This is a genomic window from Psychromonas hadalis ATCC BAA-638, assembly GCF_000420245.1.
GTDB classification, from domain to species: Bacteria; Pseudomonadota; Gammaproteobacteria; order Enterobacterales; family Psychromonadaceae; genus Psychromonas; species Psychromonas hadalis.
Genome location: NZ_ATUO01000318.1, coordinates 1 through 1,550, shown reverse-complemented (window position 1 = coordinate 1,550; position 1,550 = coordinate 1). Strand labels below are relative to the sequence as shown.

Here is a 1,550-nt window from a genome sequence, read left to right as displayed (position 1 = left end):
TAACAACACGCCCTGAGGTGGACCGCCAGTAATAATTAGCTATTTATTGCAAATTTTAACAGCGGTGAGCCTCTGCGTTTCAATGCTTCTAAATATTTCGACTCATCGTACGGTGTGTTCGTTTTCCAACAACGAAATACTATCCTTATCCACTTAAACGCTAATGCTCTTATGATGCTGTTATGCGGTTTTCCTTTGCTTTTTTGTTGTTCATAATAGGCTTTTGCCCAAAATGAATAACGTATAGAAAACCCTGCCCACTCAACAAATGTTTGTCTTAAAAAGGTCGGGCAACTATAACGCCAATGTGTCCACATCTGCTTGCCACTACGTTCAATTACAGGTGCAATACCTGCATATTTTTGTAGTTCAGAAGCATCATGGTAGCGATCTCTATTATTGCCAAACGCAACCAATAATCGTGGTGCTAATTGTGGGCCTGCACCCGGTAAGCTATCAAAAATCACTTTGTCGCTCTGTGTTTTGTAAATTGATTTTATCGCTTTATCTAGTTGTTTAATGCCTTTTAATAGTACTCTAAATTCTGCGATGAAGACTTCTACTAACATTTGGTTTGGCACTATCACTCCTTCGTCTTCAGTTAATGGCATAGCGTCTCTGATACCGGTAATTCGCGCGTTATTGATGTCGGTATAATGTGAGTTATGGCTGTTGAAGAAGTCTAATAACGTTTGCTTTCTGGCTCTTTTAAGTTTGCTGAGTGACGGCCATTTTTCAATAAAGTCACAAAATATCATGGTGTCTTTTTCTTCAAATAATTCAAGTACATAAGGATAGTAATTCTTCAGTGCAGTAGTGATTTTATTGGACAAATCCACACCGTCTTGTACTAAACTACGACGGTACTCTACCAGTTGTGCAAGGGTTCTCATTGCGACTGATTCGGGTTCAATTACCGATAATTTATCCATGTGTAGCGAGAGTATTTCAACTTCTATTAATGCATCGGACGGATCATCTTTGGCGCCACTTGGGGTAAATGCTTTGCGGTATTTGGCCACCGTTGAAGGATTCACTGTAAATAAAGTAAGATGGTCATACTTGGTGAGTGCATAAATTAATGGGCCTTTTTGAAGCTCACAAACGACAGCAATCTTTTGGTTTGGGTAACGCTTTTTCAGGTCCATTGCCCATTCGTGCAAGACTTTTGGTTTATGTTCAATAACGGAGTAGTGGTATTTTTCAGAGTGGGTGGGGTGTTCACAGATATCATGTTTTTTGTCAGCCCAATCAATGCCGATTAAAACTGCGAAATTATCAACGTTATATACTTTCATTTTCAAGCTCCTCCGCGTAAAGTTAACAATGGAATGTGCTTAAAGCTCGTTTCTCGCAGGTCTTATAGATAGTCGTGGTCGGCAATCCCTGAGTATGCGTTTTGAAGCGAGTTGTTCTGTTGGTTCGAACGTCTTGTTAAAAACATTTAAGGTGTTTGGCATTTAATATTCGTAACCAACAGAAGCATGTTCCACTTAACTAATAGTAAGTTACTTTATTAAATAAGTGGCTTGGTCTTACTATAAGGCATT

General features: G+C 39.1%; 1 protein-coding gene. It reads right to left on the bottom strand.

Annotated features, from left to right (window positions below):
* Nucleotides 1–35 precede the first annotated feature (35 nt).
* Nucleotides 36–1,298: an IS110 family RNA-guided transposase gene (locus tag G322_RS0119245; RefSeq protein ID WP_022943279.1), complete on the bottom strand. Its 1,263-nt coding sequence runs from the start codon at nucleotides 1,296–1,298 to the stop codon at nucleotides 36–38.
* Between the last annotated feature and the right edge of the window lie 252 nt (nucleotides 1,299–1,550).

Bases quoted from the DNA above. Each gene is read 5' to 3' on its own strand.
- G322_RS0119245 (WP_022943279.1), bottom strand. From the start codon at position 1,298: ATGAAAGTATATAACGTTGATAATTTCGCAGTTTTAATCGGCATTGAT.